Source organism: Pseudomonas sp. LPH60, assembly GCF_030718165.1.
Classification (GTDB): Bacteria; Pseudomonadota; Gammaproteobacteria; order Pseudomonadales; family Pseudomonadaceae; genus Aquipseudomonas; species Aquipseudomonas danubii.
Map to the genome: position 1 here is coordinate 56,113 of NZ_JAVAJH010000004.1, position 17,358 is coordinate 73,470.

At 62.7% G+C, this 17,358-nt stretch carries 15 protein-coding genes and 1 tRNA gene; 12 read left to right on the forward strand and 4 right to left on the reverse strand.

Translation table 11 applies throughout. The features are described from left to right. The first annotated feature begins 15 nt into the window (after positions 1-15). Positions 16-92, forward strand: a tRNA-Ile gene (locus Q8O96_RS15035). Between the two features lie 173 nt (positions 93-265). Here the strand turns inward: Q8O96_RS15035 and Q8O96_RS15040 are convergent. Continuing rightward, a complete protein-coding gene (locus Q8O96_RS15040) occupies positions 266-2,638 on the reverse strand; it encodes a glucose/quinate/shikimate family membrane-bound PQQ-dependent dehydrogenase (protein WP_250329810.1) in 2,373 nt (790 codons plus the stop codon). 206 nt (positions 2,639-2,844) lie between these two features. Between Q8O96_RS15040 and Q8O96_RS15045 the strand changes: the two genes are divergently transcribed. From Q8O96_RS15045 to Q8O96_RS15090, 10 genes are all read left to right on the forward strand, one after another. Further along, positions 2,845-3,306, forward strand: coding sequence for an Lrp/AsnC family transcriptional regulator (locus Q8O96_RS15045; RefSeq protein ID WP_011063845.1), 462 nt, complete (start codon positions 2,845-2,847; stop codon positions 3,304-3,306). A 176-nt stretch (positions 3,307-3,482) separates the two neighbouring features. Continuing rightward, the gene (locus Q8O96_RS15050) at positions 3,483-5,165 is read left to right on the forward strand and encodes an NAD(P)/FAD-dependent oxidoreductase (protein WP_305949038.1); all 1,683 of its coding nucleotides are present in this window, start codon (positions 3,483-3,485) and stop codon (positions 5,163-5,165) included. 124 nt (positions 5,166-5,289) lie between these two features. Further along, the gene (locus tag Q8O96_RS15055; protein ID WP_102861937.1) at positions 5,290-6,084 is read left to right on the forward strand and encodes a carbon-nitrogen hydrolase family protein; all 795 of its coding nucleotides are present in this window, start codon (positions 5,290-5,292) and stop codon (positions 6,082-6,084) included. A gap of 48 nt (positions 6,085-6,132) precedes the next feature. Continuing rightward, positions 6,133-8,595, forward strand: a complete 2,463-nt coding sequence (gene pqqF / locus Q8O96_RS15060) for a pyrroloquinoline quinone biosynthesis protein PqqF (protein WP_305949039.1) — start codon at positions 6,133-6,135, stop codon at positions 8,593-8,595. Positions 8,596-8,751: 156 nt separating this feature from the next. Next, positions 8,752-8,826 carry a pyrroloquinoline quinone precursor peptide PqqA gene (gene pqqA, locus Q8O96_RS15065; RefSeq protein ID WP_003194766.1) on the forward strand — a complete coding sequence of 25 codons (75 nt, stop codon included), beginning with the start codon at positions 8,752-8,754 and terminating at the stop codon, positions 8,824-8,826. A 94-nt stretch (positions 8,827-8,920) separates the two neighbouring features. Next, complete coding sequence (gene pqqB / locus Q8O96_RS15070; protein ID WP_305949040.1) at positions 8,921-9,832, forward strand: pyrroloquinoline quinone biosynthesis protein PqqB; 912 nt, start codon at positions 8,921-8,923, stop codon at positions 9,830-9,832. A gap of 92 nt (positions 9,833-9,924) precedes the next feature. Next, positions 9,925-10,677 (forward strand): pyrroloquinoline-quinone synthase PqqC, encoded by a 753-nt coding sequence (pqqC, locus tag Q8O96_RS15075; RefSeq protein WP_102861940.1) that lies wholly within the window; start codon positions 9,925-9,927, stop codon positions 10,675-10,677. Next, positions 10,674-10,949: a pyrroloquinoline quinone biosynthesis peptide chaperone PqqD gene (gene pqqD, locus Q8O96_RS15080; RefSeq protein WP_102861941.1), complete on the forward strand. Its 276-nt coding sequence runs from the start codon at positions 10,674-10,676 to the stop codon at positions 10,947-10,949. Before pqqC ends, pqqD begins: the two co-directional genes overlap by 4 nt. Further along, positions 10,921-12,090 (forward strand): pyrroloquinoline quinone biosynthesis protein PqqE, encoded by a 1,170-nt coding sequence (pqqE, locus tag Q8O96_RS15085; RefSeq protein ID WP_115581074.1) that lies wholly within the window; start codon positions 10,921-10,923, stop codon positions 12,088-12,090. The genes pqqD and pqqE overlap by 29 nt, the downstream gene beginning before the upstream one ends. After that, positions 12,056-13,888, forward strand: a complete 1,833-nt coding sequence (locus Q8O96_RS15090; RefSeq protein ID WP_305949041.1) for a S9 family peptidase — start codon at positions 12,056-12,058, stop codon at positions 13,886-13,888. The genes pqqE and Q8O96_RS15090 overlap by 35 nt, the downstream gene beginning before the upstream one ends. A 41-nt stretch (positions 13,889-13,929) precedes the next feature. Here Q8O96_RS15090 and Q8O96_RS15095 read toward each other — a convergent pair whose 3' ends face one another. The 3 genes from Q8O96_RS15095 to Q8O96_RS15105 form a co-directional block, all read right to left on the reverse strand. After that, positions 13,930-14,088 carry a YqaE/Pmp3 family membrane protein gene (locus tag Q8O96_RS15095; RefSeq protein ID WP_011063854.1) on the reverse strand — a complete coding sequence of 53 codons (159 nt, stop codon included), beginning with the start codon at positions 14,086-14,088 and terminating at the stop codon, positions 13,930-13,932. A gap of 241 nt (positions 14,089-14,329) precedes the next feature. Next, positions 14,330-15,613 (reverse strand): aspartate aminotransferase family protein, encoded by a 1,284-nt coding sequence (locus Q8O96_RS15100; RefSeq protein ID WP_102861944.1) that lies wholly within the window; start codon positions 15,611-15,613, stop codon positions 14,330-14,332. After that, positions 15,610-16,308, reverse strand: coding sequence for an MOSC domain-containing protein (locus Q8O96_RS15105; RefSeq protein ID WP_102881055.1), 699 nt, complete (start codon positions 16,306-16,308; stop codon positions 15,610-15,612). The genes Q8O96_RS15100 and Q8O96_RS15105 overlap by 4 nt, the downstream gene beginning before the upstream one ends. Positions 16,309-16,410: 102 nt before the next feature. Here Q8O96_RS15105 and Q8O96_RS15110 point away from each other — a divergent pair, with 102 nt between their 5' ends. Beyond that, positions 16,411-17,340, forward strand: coding sequence for a LysR family transcriptional regulator (locus Q8O96_RS15110; RefSeq protein WP_305949042.1), 930 nt, complete (start codon positions 16,411-16,413; stop codon positions 17,338-17,340). The last annotated feature ends 18 nt before the right edge of the window (positions 17,341-17,358 follow it).

Genomic DNA, 17,358 nt, shown 5'->3' on the forward strand with positions numbered 1-17,358 from the left:
TCCGCCGCCTACTGAGGGCCTATAGCTCAGTTGGTTAGAGCAGAGGACTCATAATCCTTTGGTCCACGGTTCAAGTCCGTGTGGGCCCACCAAATTGAAAGCCGCGTGATACGCGGCTTTTTTGTGCCCGCAGGTTTTACCTGGCTTCAGGACATGGCGCGCTTCGCGCAGTCTTTTCCAGGGTCACCCAAGACCGAGATACCTGGCGTGCGCTGATGAAAAAGCCGCGCTGGGCGCGGCTTTTTAGAATGCCGTGACGCGGTGTCTATTTCGGCAGCGCGTAGGCGATCACATAATCGCCACGGTCCGTCGACTGACGAGCACCGCCCGCCGTCAGCAGGATGTACTGGCGCCCGGTCTTGGGCGAAACGTATGTCATCGGCCCCGACTGACTACCGACCGGCAAGCGCGCCTTCCAGATTTCGTTGCCATTGCCGGTATCGAAGGCCCGCAGGTAGAAGTCCTGGGTGCCAGCGAAGAACAACAGGCCCGATTGGGTCGCCAGGGACGCGCCCAGAGTCGGCATGCCAATCGGGATCGGCAGGTGCATGCGAATCCCCAGCGGACCTGTGTCCTGCACAGTGCCCACAGGCACCTGCCACACCAATTTCCTGGTCTTCAGATCAATGGCCGACATGGTGCCGAACGGCGGCTTCTGACAAGGAATACCAACAGCCGAGAGGAAACGCTGACGCATGGCGCCGAACGGCGTGCCTTCCTGGGGCACTACGCCCATTTCGATACCACTGGCACCGGCGGCGATCTGATCCCGAGGGATCATGTAGTTGGCCAGGCCCAGGCGCATGTCGTTGACGAACATGTAGTGGCTGGTCGGATCCACCGACACGCTGCCCCAGTTCATGCCTCCCAGGGAGCCTGGGAACTGCAGTGCGTGATCCAGGCCAGGCGGGGTGTACACACCTTCATGGCGCATGCCCTTGAACTGAATGCGGCACATCAGTTGGTCGAAGGGCGTTGCGCCCCACATATCGGATTCGGTCAGGGTCTGGTTGCCAATGGATGGCATCTCCACCGAGAACGGCTGGGTCGGCGAGTAACGCTCACCCGGCACATTGCCCTGGGGCACCGGCCGCTCTTCGACCCGGGCAATCGGCTTGCCGGTCTCGCGGTTGAGCAGGAAGATCTCGCCCTGTTTGGTGACCTGGGCCAATGCCGGTTGCACGCCACCCTTGTCGTCCGGAATGTCGTACAGCAGCGGCTGCGCCGGCAGGTCGAAATCCCAGAGGTCATGGTGGGTGGTCTGGAAATGCCAGCGCACCTGGCCGGTCTTCACGTCGAGGGCGACGACCGAGGAGCTCCACTGGTCATCGAACTCGCTGCGCTGACCGCCGAAGAAATCCGGCGTGGCGTTGCCGGTGGGCAGGTACACCAGGCCCAGCTTGGCGTCATAGGACATCGCCGACCAGACGTTCGGGGTGCCACGGGTATAGGTTTCACCCGCCGGCGGACGTTTGGTGGTGGCCGGGTTGCCCGGGTCCCAGGCCCACATCAGCTCGCCGCTGCGCACATCAAAAGCCCGCACCACGCCTGGCGGTTCGCCCGTGGAGAAGTTATCCGCCACCCGGCCGCCCACGATCACTACAGTGCCCGCCACCAGAGGCGTCGAGGTTTGCTGGTAGTAACCCGGCTTGATCTCGCCCATGTCGGTTTTCAGGTCGACCGTGCCCTGGTGGCCGAAGTCTTCACAAGGCTTGCCGGTTTCAGCATCGAGCGCAATCAGGCGCGCATCGCCGGTCGGCAGGAACAGGCGCCTGGTGCAAGCCGCAGGAGCAGCAGGCGTCGAGGACGCGGTCACCGCGGCGGCCGAGGCGTCGAAATAGCCCAAGCCACGGCAACGCTGCCAGTTGGGCGCGTAGCCTTTGGGGTCGAACTTCCAGCGCTCGGCGCCGGTGTCGGCGTCCAGGGCGAACACCTTGCCGTAGGCGGTGCAGGTGTAGACGGTATCGCCGATCTGCAGTGGAGTGTTCTGGTCTTCGGCACCGGCACCGTTGCTTTCAGGCAGGTCACCGGTGCGAAAGGTCCAGGCCACTTGCAGTTGGCCGATATTGCCCTTGTTGATCTGGTCCAGGGCGGCAAAACGGTTACCCGCTGTGGTGTTGCCCCAATGGGCCCAGTCTTTCTGTTCAGTGCCCGGTGCCACTGGCTGGATCGCCGGCACCTTGTCCGCCTTGACCACATGGGTCGGCACGAACATGTAGGCCAGGGTCGCCACTACGCCAACGCCCAGCAGCCCCGCCAAGCCATAGGCCCCACGCCCGGGGCGAGCACCGGAGGCGCGCACCAGGGTCGGGTAGATCAGCGCCACCACCAGGCCGATCACGGCAAAGGTCAGCACCCGCGAAACCAGCGGCCAGTATTCCAGGCCCGCATCCCAGACCGCCCAGATCGCAGTCAGCACCAAGGCCACGCCGTACAGCCTTGCACCACGGGGATTCGCCCGGGCGATCAGCACGCCGGACACCAGCATCGCCAGGCCCATCAACAAGAAGTAGGCGCTGCCTCCCAGGCTCAGGAGATAGCCACCGCCCCCCGCCAGGCCGAGCCCGATCAGGGCAATCAGAACGCCCAGCCCCATCAGGAGCCATCGGCTGCCGGTGGCAGCCCCCGTGTTTTTCATGTCAAACCTCTGCCATCTGTAAAACCAGGTCGCGAGAATGTACTAACTAGTTACTTATGACAACTTGTCGCAGGCTATTTGTTTCAAAAAAAGTCCCGATCGCCAAAGATCAGCCCCCGATCCGAACAGACAATCGGCAGCAGCAGCCAGGGTTTGCCCGAGGCTGTAACATGCTCGCTCCCTCGATAGCCGTGCTGGAGCCCATCTTGTCCGATAGCCGCCCTCCCGTTCTTGATGAAGTCGACCGTCAGTTGATCGCCGCCCTGCAGATCAACGCCCGCGAGAGCGTGGCCATGCTGGCCCGGCAGTTGGGTATCGCCCGCACCACCGTGACCTCGCGCCTGGCGCGCCTGGAAAAGACCCGGGTCATCACCGGCTATGGCGTGCGCCTGGGCCAGAGGGTGGTCGACGGCGGCTTGCAGGCGTATGTGGGCATCAAGGTCCAGCCGCGCTCCGGCAAGGAAGTGCTGCGCCGCCTGAGTGGCATGGCTCAGGTCCAGCAACTGTGCGCGGTGAGCGGTGAGTTCGATTACGTGGCCTGGCTGCGCACCGACTCGCCGGAACAGCTGGACCAGTTGCTGGACCAGATCGGCAGCGTCGACGGTGTGGAAAAGACCACCACCTCGATCATCCTCAGCAGCAAGATCGATCGCGGGCATGCGCTCTGACGCGCCGCAGCCGATAGCACTCCGCCGTCAATCTGAATCATCTATTCGTCATATTGATAAATAACAACGCATAACGACGACAGTTTGCGTCTTATTTACGTGTTTCACCCTCTCTAGAATGGCTGCCATCTTTTCCTATACTCAGCACTCTGCTGAGCCGCCCGCCAAGGTCAGCCATGAACAAGAACAATCGCCATCCTGCAGACGGTAAGAAGCCGATCACCATTTTCGGCCCGGATTTCCCTTTCGCCTTCGACGACTGGATCGAGCATACCGCCGGCCTGGGCAGCATTCCCCAAGCCCAGCACGGCACCGAAGTGGCCATTGTCGGCGCCGGTATCGCCGGGCTGGTGGCCGCCTACGAACTGATGAAGCTGGGCCTCAAGCCGGTGGTCTATGAAGCGTCGAAGATGGGCGGCCGCCTGCGCTCCCAGGCCTTCGAAGGTGCCGAAGGGATCATCGCCGAGCTGGGCGGCATGCGCTTTCCGGTGTCGTCCACGGCCTTCTATCACTACGTCGACAAGCTCGGCCTTGAAACCAAGCCCTTCCCCAACCCGCTGACCCCGGCGTCGGGCAGCACGGTCATCGATCTGGAAGGCCAGACCCACTACGCACAAAAACTGGCTGACCTACCGGCCTTGTTCCAGGAAGTCGCCGACGCCTGGGCCGACGCCCTGGAGGACGGCTCGCGCTTCAGCGAGATCCAGCAAGCCATTCGCGATCGCGATGTGCCGCGCCTCAAAGAGTTGTGGAACACCCTGGTGCCGCTGTGGGACGACCGCACGTTCTACGACTTCGTCGCCACCTCCAAGGCCTTCGCCAAGCTGTCGTTCCATCACCGTGAAGTGTTCGGCCAGGTGGGCTTCGGCACCGGCGGCTGGGACTCGGACTTCCCCAACTCGATGCTGGAAATCTTCCGCGTGGTGATGACCAACTGCGACGATCACCAGCATCTGGTGGTCGGCGGCGTCGAGCAAGTGCCCCTGGGCATCTGGCGCCACGTACCCGAGCGTTGCGCCCACTGGCCGACCGGCACCAGCCTCAGCTCGCTGCACAACGGTGCACCACGCACCGGGGTCAAGCGCATTGCCCGGGCCGCCGACGGCCGCTTCAGTGTCACCGACAATTGGGGCGATACCCGGGAATACGCGGCCGTGCTGACCACCTGCCAGAGCTGGCTGCTGACCACCCAGATCGAATGCGAGGAGTCGCTGTTCTCGCAGAAGATGTGGATGGCCCTGGACCGCACCCGCTACATGCAATCGTCGAAGACCTTCGTCATGGTCGACCGGCCGTTCTGGAAGGACAAGGACCCGGAAACCGGCCGCGACCTGATGAGCATGACCCTCACCGACCGCCTGACCCGCGGCACCTACCTGTTCGACAACGGCGACGACAAGCCGGGGGTGATCTGCCTGTCCTACTCGTGGATGAGCGATGCCCTGAAGATGCTCCCGCAGCCCGTGGAAAAGCGCGTAAAACTGGCCCTGGACGCACTGAAAAAGATCTACCCCAAAGTGGACATCGCCAGCCGCATCATCGGCGATCCGATCACCGTGTCCTGGGAAGCCGATCCGCACTTCCTCGGCGCCTTCAAGGGCGCATTGCCGGGCCACTACCGCTACAACCAGCGGATGTACGCGCACTTCATGCAGGACGACATGCCTGCCGAACAGCGCGGCATTTTCATCGCAGGTGACGATGTGTCCTGGACCCCGGCCTGGGTCGAGGGCGCGGTGCAAACGTCGCTCAACGCCGTGTGGGGGATCATGAAACACTTCGGCGGCGCTACCCATGCCGAGAACCCGGGGCCAGGGGATGTGTTCCATGAGATCGGGCCTATCGCCCTGGCGGATTGAACAATACTGACCGCGGCTGCCGCGAATACCGGCGAGAGCTCCTTGGGGGCTCGGCGCCGGACCGTACGCCGAACACGAGACATCGGCTACAGTGCCCGGTCAGCCAGTCAGAGGAGTGAGGACCATGCGTGTCGCCCTGTATCAGTGCCCACCATTGCCGTTGGACGTGACGGCCAATCTGCAACGCTTGCATCAGGTGGCCATGGAGGCCACCGATGCCGATCTGCTGGTGCTGCCGGAAATGTTCCTCAGCGGCTACAACATCGGTGTGGAAGCAGTCGGCGCTCTGGCCGAGGCCCAGGATGGCCCCTCGGCCCAGCACATCGCTGCTATCGCTCAAGCGGCGGGTACGGCGATTCTCTATGGCTATCCGGAACGCAGCGCCGACGGACAGATCTACAACGCCGTGCAACTGATCGACGCCCACGGCCAGCGCCTGTGCAACTACCGCAAGACCCATCTGTTCGGTGACCTTGATCACTCGATGTTCAGCGCCGGCGCAGATGACTTCCCCCTGGTGGAGCTCAACGGCTGGAAGCTCGGTTTCCTGATCTGCTACGACATCGAGTTTCCGGAGAACGCCCGGCGTCTGGCCCTGGCCGGTGCCGAGCTGATCCTGGTGCCGACGGCGAACATGATTCCCTACGACTTCGTCGCCGATGTGACCATTCGCGCCAGGGCCTTCGAGAACCAGTGTTACGTGGCCTACGCCAACTACTGCGGCCGGGAAGATCAGATCCGCTACTGCGGCCAGAGCAGCATCGCCGCCCCCGATGGCAGCCGGATCGCCCTGGCCGGACTGGACGAGGCCCTGATCATCGGCACCCTGGATCGTCAGCTGATGCACGAGTCCCGGGCACTGAACCACTATCTTGCCGATCGCCGTCCCGAGCTTTACGACGACCTGAGCAAGCGCTGATCCGAGGATATCCGCTAGCATGAGCGCCTCTCTGTTCTGGAAGTGCTCATGCCCGCGCTGAACCACCCTCTGCCTCACATGGAAACCCTGGCCAACGGCCTGCGGGTGTCCTTGCGTCATGCCCCTCACTTGAAACGTTGCGCCGCCGCACTGCGGGTATCGGCCGGCAGCCACGATGTACCACTGGCCTGGCCGGGGCTGGCGCACTTCCTGGAGCACCTGCTGTTTCTCGGCACCGAGCGCTTTCCCGCCGAACAGGGATTGATGGCCTATGTGCGGGGCCAGGGAGGACAACTGAACGCCAAGACTTGTGAGCGCGCGACCGAGTTCTTTTTCGAGCTGCCGGTCAGCGCCCTGGCCGGTGGCCTGGAGCGTCTGTGCGACATGCTCGCCCGACCGCGGATGAGTCTTGAAGACCAGCGTCGGGAGCGAGAAGTGCTGCATGCGGAATTTATCGCCTGGTCCCGGGATGGGGCGGCGCAACGCCAGTTCGCGCTGTTCGATGGCCTGTCCGCTGCTCACCCGCTGCGTGCCTTCCATGCTGGCAACCGCTACAGCCTCAACCTGCCCAGCCAGGCTTTTCAGCAAGCGCTGCAGCAATTTCACCAAGACTTTTACCAAGCCGGGCAAATGACCCTGAGCCTCGCCGGGCCACAGTCTCTGGAAGAACTCCGCGCCCTGGCCACACGCTATGGTGCAGATCTACCGAAAGGCCAGCGCCTTGAGCAGAGCGTGCCTCCTGCGCTGTCGACTACCGGCATCGGCACTTATCAGCAGCTCGATGCTCACCGTCTGGACCTGCTGTTCACCCTGGAACAACTGCCCGAGAGCGCAGCGCCCGCCCTGGACTTTCTCTGCACCTGGCTGCAATCGGCCAAGCCGGGCGGGCTGCTTGCCGGACTCCAGCAACGCCAACTGGCCCAGAGCCTCAAGGCACAGACGCTATACGAGTTTGCCGGTCAGGCCTTGCTGCATCTGCAATTGAACCTGAGCACAACAGAGGCGACGGCCCCGGCCCAGGTCCGCGAACTGCTGGCAGATTGGCTGAGTTTCTTCAGCGCCCAGGACGATTGGCCAGCGCTGCGGACAGAATATGCCTTGCTGCAACAACGCCAGCTGCAGGTCGGCAGCGCCCTGGAGTTGGCCCAGCGGGACAGCCGGCAGACCGTCGGCGAGCTGGATGCGCAAGGACTCGAGGCCCTCAGGGTGCTGCTCGCACAGTTGCAACCGCAGGCTGTGGATAACTTCAGCCATGAGTGGTGCCTGCCACCGGGTAACCCTTTTCTGCGCAGCACGGCTGAAGCACCGCGGGCAGGACTGATTCGCGGGCAGACCAGCGCGCACCGAGGACTACGCACCTTCGCCCAGGATCGCTCGCGAAGCCGGCGAGAGAACTCGGCGTTGAACATCAGCCAGGCCCTGCCTGCGGATAGCCGCGAAGGGACCTTGATTCTGCGCTGGCGCCTGGCTTCACCCGCCCCAGCTGGTGTGCACGAGCGCCTCCTGCATAGCCTGGCGCCCTTGCGCAGCGATGCCGCTCAGGCTGGAGTAGCACTGAGCTTCACCACCCGTGGCGCCGATTGGTTGCTGAAACTCAGTGGCCTGCAGCAACCCATGCCCGCAGTGCTGCAGCAGGCGCTGAAGCAACTGAACCAGCCCGCCGAATCGTTCTGGCTGCAGAGCGCAGCTACGACAGACGATGCCCCCTTGATGCCGATCCGTCAGTTGCTCAAGGCCTTCAGCGAGCAACCACAACCCGGCGAGCCGACAGTTGCACACCCTCAATCCCTGCAAGCCCTGTGGGCTGGTGCTCGATGGGACGGCCTGGCCTTGGCGCTGTCAGCCGGCACTCAGGAAGCCCTTGGCCAAGCGCTGCAAAAGATGCCGGGAACAGCAGATACGGCCCTGTGCCAACCCTCACCGCCAGACACCGCCTATCGTTGGCAGACGTACCCCGGGGCATCCAGCGAACAGGCCCTGCTGCTGTTCTGCCCAACGCCCGGCACCCGCCTTGCCGATGAAGCGGCCTGGCGCCTGCTGGGCCAACTCTGCCAAACGCCGTTCTATCAGCGCCTGCGGGTGGAGTTGCAGTTGGGTTACGCGGTGTTCAGCGCCATTCGCCAACGTAATGGCCAGACCGGCCTGCTGTTCGGCGTGCAGTCGCCCAAGGCGACGCTCACGGAAATACTTCAGCACCTGGAACAATTCCTTCTGCATTTGCCGGAACAGCTCCAGATGCTCGACGAGCCGCTCTGGAACGAACAGCGACAGGCTCTGGCTCAACAGTTCCAAGCCTCGCTCCTGCCCCTGGAGCAAGCCGCTGAACTGCTATGGCAGGCGAAACTGGCCGGCCATCCGTCGGATTACCTGGAGCGGCTGCACGACAGCATCCTGGCCCTCACGCCCTCAGCCGTGACCCAGGCCGCCATGGCCCTGCATTCGGCGACAGGCGGCTGGACAGTATTGGCCAACGGGCGTTGCCCAGGAGCGCCCTGGCAAGCGGCAGAATGATCATTACCGGTGCTGCAACGAGCTTTCTTCAGAATTGCGGGCAACCTTTTGTGGGAATTTAGTAAGATAGCCCCCTAAGCATCTGAACATCTCCCGCCGGAGGTGGACTATATGTATAGGCAATACCCGTCCCACCCACCTCAAAGGAGCATTTTTATGACCTGGTCCAAACCTGCTTACACCGACCTGCGTATCGGCTTCGAAGTCACCATGTACTTCGCCAGCCGCTGATTTCTGCCTCTGGCCAGAAAACGCAGCGCAACGCCTCGGTCCGTCCGGGGCGTTTTTATTTTCAGTTCTACGTCTTTTTTCCCTGGGAGCGTCCATGTTTGTCCAGATTCTAGGTTCCGCCGCCGGCGGTGGTTTTCCGCAGTGGAACTGCAACTGCGTGAACTGCGCAGGGTTTCGCGACGGCAGCCTGCGGGCCCAGGCTCGTACCCAGTCGTCCATCGCGATTTCCGATGACGGGGTGAACTGGGTACTGTGCAATGCCTCCCCGGACATCCGCGCCCAACTGCAGGGTTTTGCCCCCATGCAACCGGGCCGTGCACTGCGCGACAGCGGGATCAGCGCCATCATCCTCATGGACAGCCAGATCGATCACACCACCGGCCTGCTCAGCCTGCGCGAAGGCTGCCCGCATCAGGTCTGGTGCACCGACATGGTCCACGAAGACCTGAGCACCGGTTTCCCCCTGTTCAAAATGCTCAGCCACTGGAACGGCGGCCTGAACTGGAACCGCATCGAGCTCGACCAGAGCTTCACGGTTCCGGCCTGCCCCAACCTGCGCTTCACCCCACTGCCTTTGCGCAGTGCTGCACCGCCCTATTCGCCCCATCGTTTCGATCCGCACCCAGGCGACAACATCGGCCTGATCGTCGAAGACCTGCGCAGCGGCGGTAAGCTCTTCTACGCGCCGGGCCTGGGTAAGGTGGACGCGCCGCTGCTGAAAATCATGTCCGCCAGCGACTGCCTGCTGCTGGACGGCACCCTGTGGGAAGACGATGAAATGCAGCGTCGTGGCGTCGGTACCCGCACCGGCCGGGAAATGGGTCACCTGGCCCAGAACGGCCCGGGAGGCATGCTCGAAGTGCTGGAACAGCTGCCCCGCCAGCGCAAGGTGCTGATCCACATTAACAACACCAACCCGATCCTCGACGAAGACTCCGCCGAACGTGCCGAACTGGTACGCCGAAAGGTGGAAGTGGCTTACGACGGAATGAGTATTGAGCTGTAGGCCGTATCGCCCACAAGCTCGACCCAAGAGCCTTGGCCCCTTTGCGTAGGGGCGGGCTTGCCCGCGAAAGGGCAGCCCCCCGGAGAACACACATGACCGACACCCCGCTGTCCCCCGCCGAATTCGAGCAGGCGCTGCGCGCCAAGGGCGCCTACTACCACATCCATCACCCCTATCACGTGGCGATGTATGAAGGCCGGGCGAGCCGCGAACAGATCCAGGGCTGGGTCGCCAACCGCTTCTACTACCAGGTGAACATCCCCATGAAGGATGCGGCGATCCTCGCCAACTGCCCGGACCGGGACATTCGCCGCGAGTGGATCCAGCGCCTGCTGGACCATGACGGAGCCCCGGGTGAAGACGGTGGTATCGAAGCCTGGCTGCGCCTGGGCCAGGCCGTGGGCCTGGACCCGGACCAACTGCGCTCCCAGGAGCTGGTGCTGCCCGGCGTACGTTTTGCCGTGGACGCCTACGTCAACTTCGCCCGCCGCGCCAGCTGGCAGGAAGCCGCCAGCAGCTCGCTGACCGAACTGTTCGCCCCGCAGATCCACCAATCGCGCCTGGACAGCTGGCCCCAGCACTATCCCTGGATCGACCCGACCGGCTACGAGTACTTCCGCACCCGCCTGGGCCAGGCCCGGCGCGATGTGGAACACGGTCTGGCCATCACCCTGCAGCACTACACCACCCGTGCCGGTCAGGAACGCATGCTGGAAATTCTCCAGTTCAAACTGGACATCCTTTGGAGCATGCTCGACGCCATGAGCATGGCCTATGAATTGAACCGCCCGCCCTATCACAGCGTCACCGATCAGCGGGTCTGGCATAAGGGGATCACCCTATGAGTTTCGACCGCAGCAAAACCCCACGCTGGCGTCCCGGTTACCGCTTCCAGTACGAGCCGGCACAAAAAGGCCATGTATTGCTCTACCCGGAAGGCATGATCAAGCTCAACGACAGTGCCGCACTGATCGGCGGCCTGATCGACGGCGAGCGTGACGTGGCGGCGATCATCCAGGCGTTGGAAGTACAGTTCCCCGGAGTGGCCGAGCTCGGTGACGATATTGAGCAGTTCATGGAGGTCGCCCGTGCCCAGCACTGGATCGAACTCGGCTGAGTCGGTGCCGCTGCCCGACAAACCGGAAGTCGGCCTGCCACTGTGGCTGCTGGCCGAGCTGACTTATCGCTGCCCATTGCAATGCCCCTACTGTTCCAATCCGCTGGACTTTGCCGAGCAGGGCAAGGAGCTGAGCACCGAACAATGGATCAAGGTATTCCGTGAAGCGCGGGAGATGGGCGCGGCGCAGTTGGGCTTCTCAGGCGGCGAACCGCTGGTGCGCCAGGACCTCGCCGAGTTGATCGGCGAGGCGCGCAAGCTGGGCTTCTATACCAACTTGATCACCTCCGGCATCGGCCTGACCGAGCAGAAGATCAGCGACTTCAAGAAAGCCGGCCTGGACCATATCCAGATCAGCTTCCAGGCCAGCGACGAACAGGTGAACAACCTGCTGGCCGGCTCCAAGAAAGCCTTCGCCCAGAAGCTGGAGATGGCCCGCGCGGTCAAGGCTCACGGCTATCCGATGGTGCTGAACTTCGTCACCCACCGGCACAACATCGACAAGATCGACCGCATCATCGAGCTATGCATCGCCCTGGAAGCCGACTTCGTCGAACTCGCCACCTGCCAGTTCTACGGCTGGGCCCAGCTCAACCGCGTCGGCCTGCTGCCCACCCGGGAGCAACTGGTGCGCGCGGAGCGCATCACCAACCAATACCGCGCCAAGCTGGAAGCCCAAGGGCATCCCTGCAAGCTGATTTTCGTCACCCCGGACTACTACGAAGAACGCCCCAAGGCCTGCATGAACGGCTGGGGCAGCATTTTCCTCACCGTCACCCCGGACGGCACCGCCCTGCCCTGTCACGGCGCGCGGCAAATGCCGGTGCAATTCCCCAATGTGCGCGACCACAGCATGCAGCACATCTGGTACGACTCCTTCGGCTTCAACCGCTTTCGCGGTTACGATTGGATGCCGGAGCCATGTCGCTCCTGTGACGAGAAAGAAAAGGACTTCGGCGGCTGCCGCTGCCAAGCCTTCATGCTCACGGGGGACGCCAGCAATGCCGACCCGGTGTGCAGTAAATCGGAACACCACGGGATGATTCTCAAAGCCCGCGAAGAATCCGAAACGGCCACCCAAACCATTGAACAACTGGCCTTTCGCAATGAACGAAACTCACGCCTCATCGCCAAGGGTTAAGCCCTTCAGCGCCAACCAGGCCACCACCGCCGGGATCGATTTTGCCGAGCTGCAACTGACACCCGATGGGGTGTTCTGGAATGAATACCGTCCTGCGGACGCCAGCTGCCGCATCTGGCATTGGCAGCAAGGCCAGGCCCGCTGCCTGACGCCGCCGGGCTTCAGCGTCCGCAGCCGCGTCTATGAATACGGCGGAGGTGCCTTCTGCCTCAGCGGCGACGTCCTGCTGTTCGTCAATGAAACGGACCAGCAACTGTATCGGCAGTCCCTGAAAGACGGTGCGCCAGTGGCCCTGACCCGGGGCGACTGCCGCTACGGGGACCTGCATGCGCACGCCGATCAAGTACTGGCCGTGGAAGAGTGCGCCAACGAGCACCGGCTGGTGGCCATCGACATCCATAGCGGCCAGCGCCGCCTGCTCGCCGCCGGGGCCGACTTCTATGCCGCGCCGACCTTGAGCCCCAATGGCCAACGTCTGGCCTGGATCGAATGGGATCGCCCCCATCAGCCCTGGACCAGCACTCGCCTGATGCTCGCCGAACGCCTGGCCGACGGCACCTGGGGCGCCCCCCGTTGCATGGCGGGCGATGGCCAGGAAGAGTCCCGGCAGCAACCGCGCTTCGATCAGCACAACCAACTCTATTGCCTCACGGATCGCCAGGGTTTCTGGCAACCCTGGGCCGAGTCAGACAGCGGCTTGCGGCCGCTGCCCTGTGCCGCAGCTGATCATGCCCCGGCCCCCTGGCAGTTGGGGTGTCGCACCTGGATGCCCCTTGGTGGGGACTCCTGGTTCGGCAGTTGGACCGAGGAAGGGTTTGGCCGTCTCGGACTGCGTCACGCCGACGGTTCGCAACAGGACTTCAGCGGCAACTACAGTCGCTTTCGCGGCTTGGCGCTGGATCAGCACTACCTGTATTGCATCGCCGCGTCCCCCGTCAGTCCCTCGGCCATCCTCGCCATCGAACGTGAAACCCAGCAGGTGCAGGTGTTGGCCGGCGGTGTCGCGCCGCTACCGACGGAGCGCATCAGCCGACCACAAACCCTGTGCTATCCCAGTGGCGAAGGACAGGCCCATGGCTTCTTCTACCCGGCCATGAATGGGGTCAACCGACCGCCTCTGGTGGTGTTCATTCACGGCGGTCCCACCTCCGCCTGCTATCCGATCCTGGACCCGCGTATCCAGTTCTGGACCCAGCGCGGCTTTGCCGTGGCCGACCTGAACTACCGGGGCAGCACCGGTTATGGCCGGGCCTATCGCCAGGCCCTGCATCAGCGCTGGGGCGAAGTGGACGTGGAAGATGCCTGTGCGGTGGTGTCCTATCTGGACCAACAAGGGCTGATCGACCCAAGACTGGCGTTCATCCGTGGCGGCAGCGCCGGAGGCTACACCACCCTCTGCGCCCTGGCCTTCGCCAAGGTCTTCTGTGCCGGCGCCAGCCTGTACGGGGTCAGCGATCCCATTGCCCTGACCCGCTCCACGCACAAATTCGAAGGGGACTATCTGGACTGGCTGATTGGCGATCCAGAGCAGGACAACGAGCGCTATCTGGCGCGCACGCCACTGCTGTACGCCAGCAACATCAGCGTGCCCGTGGTGTTTTTCCAGGGTGAGTTGGACGCCGTGGTGGTGCCCCAGCAGACCCGCGACATGCTCAAAGCGCTCCAGGATCAGGGCATTGCTGCCGAGGCCCACTATTACCCGGATGAACGCCACGGCTTTCGCAAGGCGGACAATCAGGCTCACGCACTGGAACAGGAATGGCGGTTTTATCAGAAGGTGCTGCAAGCCCAACGCTGAGCGGGTGCTGCCCGCTCCGCTGGAACGGGCAGCTTGGATAATCAGCGTTTGGCGATGATGTACACCGCGTGCACGATACCGGGGATGTATCCGCACAGGGTCAGCAGGATGTTCAGCCAGAAAGCGCCGCCAAAGCCCACTTGCAGAAAGACCCCCAAGGGCGGCAAGAGAATGGCGAAGATGATGCGAATCAAGTCCATAAGGCAGCTCCTGATAGAAGTCGGGCTCGGCTGAGCCTCACCTGCAATCGACCCTGGCTGCGTGTCAGGGTTCAGCGCAATCATTGTCCTCCTGACGGTACGGAGACAAAAAAACGCCCCGTGCGAAAAATCGGACACGGGGCGACGCGTTATACCGCGAGACGGTTCAGGAATTCAGTCAACGTAAAGTCGGATGTGCTCGGGACTGAGCGTCAGCGAATGCCCCAGGATCAGCCAGATTTCACACGGCTACTCCCTTGCGGCATTGCAATTGCGCGGTCCGCACGCGGGAAAAGGCCCGGGCCAGGCGCAGGAGCATTTCATCGATATTGCCCTTGCTGACACTCAGGGCCGGGGTGAAGCGCAAGCAATCCGATTGCACAGCACTGAGCAACAGGCCCTCGTGCAACGCCGCCTTGAGCACCGCCTGCGCTGAGTCGTCCGCCAGGCTCATGCCCCAGAACAACCCATGCCCTCGTACCTCGCCCTGGGCGTAACGGGCCGCCAGTTGGGTCAACTGCTGCCCCAGGTACTGCCCGTTGCTGCGCACCTGCTGCAGAAAACCATGCTCCTGCAGACTGTCCAGCACGGCCAGGCCGGCGGAGGTCATCAATGCATTGCCGTGGTGGGTGCCATCCAGCTCGCCCTGCTCGAAACAACAGGCCTTGCCCCGCGCCAGCAACGCCGCCAGGGGCACGCCGCCGCCGAGGCCCTTGCCCAAGGTGATGATGTCGGCGCGCACGCCGTACAACTGCTCGGCCAAGAGGGTGCCGCAGCGGCCGATGCCGGTCTGGACCTCATCGAGGATCAGCAGAATGCCCAGCTCACGACACAGGCGCTCGACCCCTTTGAGGTAGTGTTCTGTCGCCGGAATGACCCCGGCCTCCCCCTGGATCGGCTCCAGCATGATGGCCACGGTCTGAGCATCCACCGCCGCATGCAAAGCAGGCAGATCATTGAATGGCACCTGGCTGAAGCCTGGCAGTTGAGGTTCGAAACGATTGCCTGGGGAGCCACCGCCCGCGGCTGATAACGCGGCAAAACCGCGGCCATGGCAACTGCGGCTGGCAGTGATGATGCCCGCCGCGCCGCCGCGATGCAGTTGACCCCACTTGCGTGCCAGCTTGATCGCCGCCTCGCAGGCCTCGCTGCCACTGCTCAACAGATAGGCCTGGTCGCTACCGGTACTACGGCACAGCCGGTCGGCAAGCCTGAGCATGCCGCGGTTATAGAAACCCGACCCGGGATTGATCAGCGACTGGGCCTGGGCAGCGATGGCGTTGACCAGTACCGAAGGACTGTGGCCCAGGCTGTTGGCCGCCCCGGCCTGGGTGAAATCCAGGTAGGTGCGGTCATTGCTGTCCCACAACCAGGAGCCCTGGCCACGAACGAACACCGGCTGGGGGCGCTGCACACTGGGCATCAGGCACTCACTGGCGCTGGCATCGTCCGAGGCGGTCGCACAGGGCTCGATAGCCAGATCCTCCAGGCTTGGCGGAGTGCGGCGCAGATTGAACAGATTCATGCCCGCAGCCCCTCCAATGGCAGGCCCAGCAGGCGTGAAGACCAATCCTCGACGCAGCCGGTACGCATACGCTTGATAGCGATATCGCGCCAGCGCGAGGACAGTGCCGGACAATCAATCAACATTTTCAAGCCTTTATGCTCCAGAGGCTCCTGGAAAAAACAGCGCAGGGCCCAGGCTACGGTCAGGCCGGGATAACTGCGCTGGATCAGTTCGAAGGGTTCGTCCGCCTGGACAAAGCCGGGCTTGAGCACCCGGTAGAACCAGCCACAGCGTCCATTGTCCTGGGCTTGCTGGGGCAGATTCACCAGGCCCCAACGCTGGCTCAAGCGATAGCAAGGAGAACGGGGCTGGCTGATCTGCAACAGCGCGCCACCCCAACGGAACATGTCCCCCAGGCACACCTGTTCTTCGGTCAGGCCACGTGTCGAGAGGTTTTCACCAAAGGCCGGAGCCGACCAGTCGAACTGTGGATAACGTTTGCGCCAGTGGGCGTAATGCTCTGCGGGATAGTGGTGCAGGGCTCGTTCTGGGCCAGTATGAAAGCGCGGATCACCCTGTTCATCGCTGCCCAGGCCTTGTGGCCATAACCAGAGACGGTTTGCAACCGGGTACTTGTCGGTATCGATGACCAGACCCTGGCCGAGATTTTTTGCCTTGCCTATGTAAACACCATCGACGTAAACGGTATTCATCGCGCGCCTTGGCCCTGTAAGCCCTGTGAATAGGCGCTAGACTAGGCGCCTTGCGGGCTTACGGCCATTTCGTTTTTTAAGCTTTTTCGATAAGAAATACTTATGGATTTCAAGCAACTGCGTTATTTCGTCGCGGTGTATGAAGAAGGTCACGTGGGCCGTGCTGCCGAGCGCCTGTCGATCTCACAACCGGCACTCTCCCAGCAGATCCGTCAGTTAGAGCAGAACCTCGACGTCAGCCTGTTTGAACGCAGCAGCAAGCGCCTGTTGCCGACCCTGGCCGCCCATACTCTCTACAATCACGCCCTGCCCCTGCTCGATGGCCTGCAACAAGCCCGTGAGGCCCTGCGCAACTTCAAGGGCCAGGCCCTGCGTACCCTGGCCATCGGCGTACTGCAAACGGTGCATAGCAGCCTGGTGCCGCAGATGCTCGAACGAGTGCGCAAGGCCCAGCCCCATCTGGTGGTGCAGATCTACGAATTGACCGGTCTGGAAATCGAACGACGGTTGCTTAATGGCACGTTGGACATCGGCATCAGCTACCTGCCGCCACGCCAACCCGGCTTGCATGGTGTCCCGCTGTACGAAGATGAGCTGACACTGGTCATCCCCGAACAGCATCCGCTGCGCGAATTCAAGAAGGTCTCCATGAGCCAGGCAGCGGAGTTGCCGATGCTGCTGTTGGGCGAAGAGTTTCAGATCCGCCAGATCTGGCAAGCGCAGCTGGCCAACCTGGGACGGCGCCCCCAGGTGCAAGCGGAGTTGAACAATATGGCCGGTATTCTCGACAGCCTGCCTCATACCCGACTGGCCACCGTACTTCCAGGGCGCTCGCAACAACAGCACAGCAACAGGGAACTGCTGTGGAAACCGCTGAGCGAGCCCAGGGTGCCATTGAAAGTCGGATTGGTGTGTCGCGATCTGCAGCGTCAGCAAGGAACGCTGGAACTGCTGCGTACGTTATTGGAGGATTCGATGAACACCCAAGACGGGCGCTTGAGCGGCACTGCGGTGCCAGAAATCCTGGGTTGACGTCGCCGAAATAAAAAA

Coding starts and splice junctions, on each gene's coding strand:
- Q8O96_RS15095 (WP_011063854.1), bottom strand. CDS start 14,088: ATGGACTTGATTCGCATCATCTTCGCCATTCTCTTGCCGCCCTTGGGG.
- pqqF (WP_305949039.1), top strand. CDS start 6,133: ATGCCCGCGCTGAACCACCCTCTGCCTCACATGGAAACCCTGGCCAAC.
- Q8O96_RS15040 (WP_250329810.1), bottom strand. CDS start 2,638: ATGAAAAACACGGGGGCTGCCACCGGCAGCCGATGGCTCCTGATGGGG.
- Q8O96_RS15110 (WP_305949042.1), top strand. CDS start 16,411: ATGGATTTCAAGCAACTGCGTTATTTCGTCGCGGTGTATGAAGAAGGT.
- Q8O96_RS15090 (WP_305949041.1), top strand. CDS start 12,056: ATGAACGAAACTCACGCCTCATCGCCAAGGGTTAAGCCCTTCAGCGCC.
- pqqB (WP_305949040.1), top strand. CDS start 8,921: ATGTTTGTCCAGATTCTAGGTTCCGCCGCCGGCGGTGGTTTTCCGCAG.
- Q8O96_RS15055 (WP_102861937.1), top strand. CDS start 5,290: ATGCGTGTCGCCCTGTATCAGTGCCCACCATTGCCGTTGGACGTGACG.
- pqqD (WP_102861941.1), top strand. CDS start 10,674: ATGAGTTTCGACCGCAGCAAAACCCCACGCTGGCGTCCCGGTTACCGC.
- Q8O96_RS15105 (WP_102881055.1), bottom strand. CDS start 16,308: ATGAATACCGTTTACGTCGATGGTGTTTACATAGGCAAGGCAAAAAAT.
- Q8O96_RS15050 (WP_305949038.1), top strand. CDS start 3,483: ATGAACAAGAACAATCGCCATCCTGCAGACGGTAAGAAGCCGATCACC.
- Q8O96_RS15100 (WP_102861944.1), bottom strand. CDS start 15,613: ATGAATCTGTTCAATCTGCGCCGCACTCCGCCAAGCCTGGAGGATCTG.
- pqqC (WP_102861940.1), top strand. CDS start 9,925: ATGACCGACACCCCGCTGTCCCCCGCCGAATTCGAGCAGGCGCTGCGC.